We start from the raw sequence: 8486 nt of genomic DNA, 5'->3' as shown, positions 1-8486 counted from the left end.
CAAGTCCATTCATATAAAATACTTATGTAAAACAATAACAACAGGAAGATTACTCCTAATTTTTAACAAAATCTGACAAAGTTCTTTCTTCACTTTATGCTAAATTTCCCCAATTTACTGTCCATAATACCCCACTTATAATGAAGAATGGCAATTAATTTGTCGCAAAATTTTCAAAACTATTAAAATTCAGACATAAGAGGGGGAGAAATGGTTAGGGGGGAATAGAGCTTTAGCTCTATCTATTAAATTAAAGAAGGGAAATGAGAAAGGTATGAGCCATCGTAAAATGAAAAAGATGGTCATGTCAACGTTTCTTGCAACTTCCACACTGCTAGGATACACAGTTCCGGCGTTTGCCATGACAGGTGGAACAACTGCAAATGATAGTAAATCTGTCCAATATGACAGTAATAGCAAACTTGACTTGACTCAAGCGCAACAATTACAGAATTTATACTTGGAGAAACTTAAGTTTAATCCAAAACTTCTAGATTCATCAGATCAATTAGACTTGATTGTCCAATTTGATGTAGATCCAGCTCCAATTCAAATGCTAAATCAACAAAAAAATGAATCATCTGGCAAAATTGCCGTTAATAAAGAAAGTTCAACAGCTATCACACTTGAAAGTGCTCAGCAAGATGTTAATGAAACTCACAGCAATTTTAAGTCTTTTGTTAGTGGTATGTCTAAATCATTAAAAAGTGCTGGTGAAACTAGCTCAATTAAAATAGGAAGAGAATATACACAGGTATTTAACGGATTAGCTGTAAAAATACCAAAACAAGCACTCAATGATCTATTGGCTTTACCATACGTTAAGAGTGTTTATCAAAATGTTAAATATGCTCCAATACCGGCTTCACAAAATATTGATGTTCCTGATAGTGTTACAGGTGACGGTAAGGTTTCCTCTCAAAAATCAAATCCAAATTTACTGCCTAATACACGCTCGGAACGTAGTGCCACACAAGCAACTAATGGTACTACTAGTAGCCCTACTATATCAGGAAATTCGGTCGAACCTAAGTCTGGGACTGTTACAACTCCAGGCCCAGAAGGCCCACAATCTGGTGAAACAGCTGTTCTCGATTGGATGAAAATCCACGACCTTCAAAATGAAAATATTACAGGAAAAGGCGTAAAAGTTGGCGTTATTGATACAGGTCTTGACTATCACCACCCAGATCTTGCGGGTGAGTATCAAGGTGGTAAAGATTTTGTAGACAATGATAACGATCCGATGGAAACTGTTTATTCTGACTGGCTTGCTGCGAAGAATGCAAATGATGCTCTTCCACCAAACCAACAAGATCCAAACTTCCCGACAGATTATCATAATTATATTACTTCTCATGGGACGCATGTAGCAGGTACAATTGCAGGTCAATCAAGAAACAGTTCTCCGTATGCACTTAGAGGTGTAGCGCCAGAAGTGCAGTTATATGCTTACCGAGTTTTAGGGCCTCATGGTGGTACGGATGAAGCTGTTATCGGAGGAATTGAACAATCGTACAAAGATGGTTGTCAAGTAATTAACCTATCACTAGGTGCAGAATATAATGATTCGTTATCTCCGAATTCAGTAGCAATCAACAATATTACTGACCTTGGTGTTACGGCTGTTGTAGCTGCTGGTAACGCTGGTCCAGGCGCTGGTACATTGGGAACACCGGCTGCAGCTGCAAAAGCAATAACGGTAGGAGCGATTGCTGCACCGAAACAAGTTCCAACTTTTGACATACATTCTTATGGAACGTCAGAGTCAGAGTCATTTGCTATTACAAATACTCGCTTAATTGGGAAAGATTTTTCAGAATCAAATACAAAGCTTAGCGGATCAACTCAGTACGACCTTGTAGATGCTGGATTCGGTACGCCTGCTTGGTACGATTATCTTCGTAACCAAAATATTAGCGTGAAAGATAAAGTTGTTCTTGTAAAACGTGGTGCAGCCTCTATGAATTTGCTAATGATGTATGCAGCGAATGAACATGTAAAAGCCATGATTTTATGGAATCCATCAGATAATGCAAGCCTACTAGTTGATGATCAAGGCTACTATCCATTTTACTTTGGTTCAGCAGGTAGTACGGTCTATACGTTACAAATAGGCATGAATGATGGAACAAAATTCTATAACGCTTTTAAAGACGGTACGATTAAGAAAATCTCAATTTCCAATGCTGGTAATTTTGAAATGCCAGGGAATTCACTTGCTAGCTTTAGTTCTACTGGTCCTGTTACAGGTTCGTTAGCAATTAAACCCGACGTTGTTGCGCCAGGTGTCGACATTTTCTCAACAGCTCCTTATGATATTTGGGAGCCAGATAATAAGGGTAATTATTCATATGATTATCAAACAATGTCAGGTACATCAATGGCTACGCCTCACGTTGCTGGTATGGCAGCACTAATCTTGTCAGCACATCCTAACTACAAGCCTGAAGATGTTAAGTCAGCGTTGATGCAAACTGCTGACCCTATTGACAAACAACAAAGCGTATTCCAAATCGGTTCTGGTAAGACAGACCCATATCAAGCCGTACATTCAGATATGCAATTTAAAGTAAAGGACTTTGTTCAGTCACGTACATCAACTGATGACTCATCTAGTTCAAATATAGTTACCATTGCAAACACAACAGCTTCATTTTCGTTTGGCTATACAGCACGTTCAGAAGATGGTTCTGTTACAAAAACAGGTGATTTATACATTACTAACAATGGTAATGCTGCTAAAACTTTCAACTCATCGAGCGCTTTTTTTAAGGATACTTTCTTAAAAGATGGAAGAGATGGTGATGCAGAAGGCGCGAAAATTAGTATAAGTGATGTAGCGTCGCCTGCAACGTCATTAAAATCAGTCACTATTCCAGCAGGAGGAACGGTTCATCTTGCAGTAAAATTCACTGCTCCTGATTCAGCTGCTAGTGGATTTTATGAAGCATTTATAAACTTTATTAATCCCGATAGCCCTAATGAAACATATCGTTTGCCTCTAGCTATTAATGTTCAAAATAGAGGTGTTGATTTCAGGGTTCAAAGAAAGGCAATAACACTTTCTGGGAAACAAAACTTTAATCCTAATACGTATGCAATAATTCCAACATCATGGGGAGAACTTAGAGTAAAAAGTCAGGTTGACCCTTCCTATGGAATTAGACTTTATGTGATGGATTTAGCTGGCAAAAATTATATTGGTTATATCACTACTATTAACACAGCTAGCATTAGCCAAGGTGATTTAACGTATGTACCGTTTTTAATGAATGGAAACTACTATCCGTATAGTGCACCTATTTCCAAAGACGACCCTAACCTGTCTGTGAAGCTTACACAACAATTATCGACGCAAAAGATAGTTGAAGAAGGCGGATACAATATACAACTTCGAGCTTTAGATGCTTCAACAGGTAAGCTTTATGAACAAAACAGTACCGTTTATGTTGATAATACACCGCCTACATTACAAATGGATAAAGGCAGTGAACCAGGCATTTATGAAATTGATGCGGATGGTCCTACAACGGATGGCGTTCTGAAATGGTTCTCAGGAAAAGCTTACGACTCAAACGTTGATTATATGAAGAATGTTGGAAAAGAAACAGCGGTTCCTGCACCACCGAACTATGACACTGATACGAAAGTCAGTCAATCTTTAGGTAAAATTGACGGAATGCTTGGCGATTCAAACTCTGCTCCGTACGTAAATTACTTTTTAAATCTTAATGACGACGGAACATTTAAGTTTGGTGTATCAAAAGAGGATCTCGTGAATACGAGTGCCGACAATATGAAGGAAAATTATGGGGTTATGTTCAGATTTTACCCGGAAGATTACTCCTTCTCAGGTAATATGGATACTACGGCAAAATATTATTACTTTGTAAAAAAAGGAAATGAATATGTAGTTAATAGATACTCACGTCTAGATTCACCAGGATCGACAACATTAAATGGAGTTGACCCAGCTTTCCTTGCTGACAAAACATTGGTTTCGAATGGCGATAACTTTAAATCAACGCTATCAGTCAAATATCCTAAAAATCTCGTTGGTGGTAAATTCTGGGTGGACAAACTTGACTATGCAGAATTAACAGATGTTGACTTTAGTGATCAATATAAAGCATTTTTAGCATCTAAAGGAATTACTACTGAGAAAAGTTGGATCCATCAAGATTACGATATAAATGGTGATTATGTCTTTAGTTTCAATCTTCCCCAAGCTGTTCAAGCGCAAGGTGTATTGAATACAGAGGATACTATGAGTGGTGGAGTGGCACAGGAAATGCCTCTTATTGATTTAAAACATAAAGTAACGAACGATGCCGGATTAGATACAATGTACCCTCAATGGTCTGCTGTTGTACCGGAAATTACAACGTATAATGATGGTAAGAACGGAACGGATCGTGTCCCTACTTTCCAAGATAAATTCGTTTATGTTAGGGGCGGAGCATTTATTAGCGGTACCGTTAAACCGGAAGGCTTCCAAAATTATACGACATCGAGTGTATATGGAAGAACAACTCCGATAACAGCTGATGGATCAGGTATCGAGATAAAATTTGAAGATCCTAATACAGGTGGTGTTTCTAAATCAATACCAGTTGCTCAAGATCCAACTGGCGCTGCTTCTAGTTTAAATCAGGGAATCGTTCAAGCGGGCTTATTTACAACAAGTCTTCCTATGCCAGCAGGTACTAAGCCATACAATGTTACAATGAAAATACCAGGACACTTCACTTACTATGGAAATTTAACAATGACAAGCTCAGGACAATTTGGCTATTCTGCAGGAGGAACTTATTCTGTCAATGGTTCTGTTATGCTTGCGGGTGACGTAAATGGTGATGATGTAATTGATATGAAAGACATTGAGGCAGAAAGTACTGCATACAATGCTTATGTTGCAACACCATCAACTTATACAAGGGAAGCGGACTTTAACTTTGATGGCTCAATTGATTATTCTGATTTTGAATATATCATCAAAAACATCGGTAAATATAATACAACTGCTCCGAATGCAGACACATTAGCTGGAAAAATTGCAACGACTACAAGTAAGAATATTTCTTTAACAGGATTTAATACGATACCAAGTGGTTCGGATCTAATTACATTTAACACTGTTATTAAACCTGTACCATATATTAAAACAAGCGACAGCAATGCTTTTGTTAATTACGGTAAAGTAAATCCATTCCAATTGTTCTCTATTAGTTATAAAACACCAGACGCAAATGGGGCTACTACAATTGCACAAATTGATGATACAGCGTGGAGAAATGCAGTGGATGGAGCTGGAGGGCAAATCTTAATTGATGGTATTGATCGTAAGTCATCTACGAATATCTATAATGGTGTATCAACGAGTTCAATTATTGAGAAGGTTGTTTCTAACAAAGGCCAATATGAATTTGACCCAACATTATTTACAAAATCGGGTGTTCACACGATCGTGTTCAAAGCTCCAGGCTATATGGATCGCTCTATGAAATTTAAAATGCAAGATGGTGTAGGTAATAGTTTTACACTAATTGCACCAAATAATGTTAATACAATTGGTAAAGCACTAACGTTTAGTCGCCCAGATACGACTGGTTCAACAGCTGCACATTATCGTGATATTTGGCAGCCTAATATTACTTCAATCACTTTGACTGACCCGTCTGGTAATGTTGCAAAAGTCTTCAAAGGGGCTGAACTAGCTGGACTATTTAATCAAGTAACGCCGGCAAATGCAACAACATTTAACTTTACAGTTCCAGCTGGAGTTTTCTCAACACCATCGACTCCGAATGCAAGCGGAGGATTTAATGATTGGAAGATTAAGATCGAAGCCGATAATTTCGCAACATATTCATTCTCACAAAGAATTAATGCGTTCTCTGCACCAACATTAACAGCTGAACCAAATCGATACTTTAATGATAGCAATTCAAATCCAATTTCGATTGGAGTTGGAACTACTAATGATACACAAGCTTGGAGAGATGCGATTACAGCTATTCAAGTTGGTGGTATTACAATTAATAGAGCCGATTTTGAAACTAATAATATTATAGTAGGAGCTCCTGGAACACCAATTAAGATTGATAAATCACTAATTACAGCACCAGGAAGCATAGCAATTAATGTTATTGCAACAAATTATCAAACAGTGACAGTAAATCAAGCTTTCTATAAACAAGGGGTAACACTTACTAGTCCAGCAGGTACTATTTATGCTGGGAAGGACCTAGTAATGACGTTTAATCCAGGTACAACTTCATCTGATTGGATTTTTGCAATGAAATCTGGAGGGGATATTAAGTTTGGTACCTCATCTTCACCATCAATAAAAACAAGAGTCATTATTGACGAAAATGCGGGAACACTGACCATTCCATATGATTTGGTGAGAACGAATGGTGGAGCTGCCGTTTCAAAGAGTTTAATTGTTACAGCACCTGGTTATGCTGACGTTAACTTAAATAATACAGTTACACCTCAAACTGCACCTGCTATTACGCTTTCTGCACCGGCAGGAACACCACAGTTTGGTGATAAATTAACTTACTCAATTAACGGTTCGGATAATCCACTGTGGAGAAGTTCAATTTTACTTGCAGCAACATCAGATCAAACGACAGATTATGGTGATGTTACAATTCAGTTATCATCGGCTACATCAGTAAAACCTTATGTAACAACATCTGTATCAAATGGTACGGGAGTTGTATCAATTGATGGAAATGCAACACAATCGAATACAGCAGCAGGTAACAAGACTGTAAAGTTCATATCACCATACTTTACACCAATTACAATTGCGCAACCATTTAATCAAAGAACAGCACCAACGCCTGTTTTAACGCCAAGCGGTGTAGGTAAATCAGTGATTATGACTGTACCTAAAAATGATGAAAACATGAGATGGGCAAATGCTACAAAAGCAGTTACAGGTGATATTACAGTAGGAGGCGTATCTGTTAAATCGGATGCGACAATCTCTTCAGACGAAAGCAAAATTACAATTACGTTGCCAGGTACTGCATTCCCAGCAACAGGCAATGTTGAAGTTAAGTTCAAAGCTTATTGCTATCCAGATACAACAGTAACTCAAGTAGTTAAGAGCAATCCGCCAGTGTTTGCTTCAAAAATCGCATATATTCAAGAAGATACACCGATTACTGTTACCCACGATCAGGATTCAGCGTGGATTACAGCGAATCCAGTTGTTTCATTAAATGGTAAAGTAGTTGATCCAAGCAAGTATACTCTTACAGCTAAGGACATTACATTTAATGATAGATCAGTATTCAAAGACCTAGGTGAATATGAGTTTACAGTTACTGCGCCTGGTTATATTGACACTTCATTTACTGTTATCATAAGTGACGATTTGTCACATTTGATTTCGGCAACTGCGGACAGCAACGGTAAAATTGATCCAGACGGCTTCACTTCAGTGAAACATGGATCTAATCAAACTTATAAAATCACACCGAATACCGGTTTTGAGATTGGAAGCGTTAAGGTAGATGGACAAGAAGTAACAGTTACAAATGGCGAGTACACATTTACAAACATAACGAAAAATCACTCAATTGATGTAACGTTCAAACAAATCGTTCACATCATCACGGCTTCAGCTGGAAGTAACGGTGCGATTAGTCCAAACGGTAGAATTTCAGCGAATTACGGAACTAACCAAACGTTTACGATCACGCCTTATGAGGGTTATGAGGTTGCAACGTTTAAAGTAGACGGTGTGGATGCACAATTAACAAACAATACTTACACGTTTACGAATGTAACAAAAGATCATACGATTAATGTAACGTTTAAACAAATCGTACACACAATCACAGTAGCAGGTGGAAGCAATGGAACGATCAGTCCAAGTGGTAATGTTTCTGTAAATCATGGAAAGGATCAAACATTTACGGTTACACCGAATAAAGGTTATGAGGTTGCAACATTTACTGTTGATGGTGTGAATGCAAATCTTATAAATAATTCTTATACGTTTACAAATGTAACAAAAGACCACACGATTAACGTAACGTTCAAGAAAATCGTTTATACAATCGTAGTATCAGCTGAAGGCAATGGAACAATAAGCCCAAGTGGAATACTTTCTGTAGATGAAGGAGCAAATCAAACATTCAAAATTACGCTTGATAAGGGTAGTTATGAGGTTGAATCGTTTAAAGTAGACGGAGTAGAAACAAAGCTAACAAATAATACGTACACATTTACGAATATAACAAAGAATCATACAATCAGTGTTACGTTTAAACATAAGGGTAACAGTGGAAAGTAATGAATCTGCAGTAATTGCAATTCAAAAAATAAGTGTCGTTATATAAATAGAAAATATATTTTTTCGAATGAGGAAACAAAGGCTCATTTTGAGTCGCACTAGGCTGTCGGGTCCTTCTCGGCAGTCTCTTTTTTTGTGTATAAATCATTTAAGTTGGCGTAATTTT

General features: G+C 37.6%; 1 protein-coding gene. It reads left to right on the top strand.

What is annotated here, in order from left to right; all coding sequences use genetic code 11:
- Positions 1-274: 274 nt before the first annotated feature.
- Positions 275-8320: a S8 family serine peptidase gene (locus CN514_RS02860; protein ID WP_098231299.1), complete on the top strand. Its 8046-nt coding sequence runs from the start codon at positions 275-277 to the stop codon at positions 8318-8320.
- The last annotated feature ends 166 nt before the right edge of the window (positions 8321-8486 follow it).

The organism is Bacillus sp. AFS001701, from assembly GCF_002559405.1.
GTDB lineage: Bacteria > Bacillota > Bacilli > Bacillales > Bacillaceae_G > Gottfriedia.
This window is presented reverse-complemented; position numbering and strand designations above follow the sequence as displayed.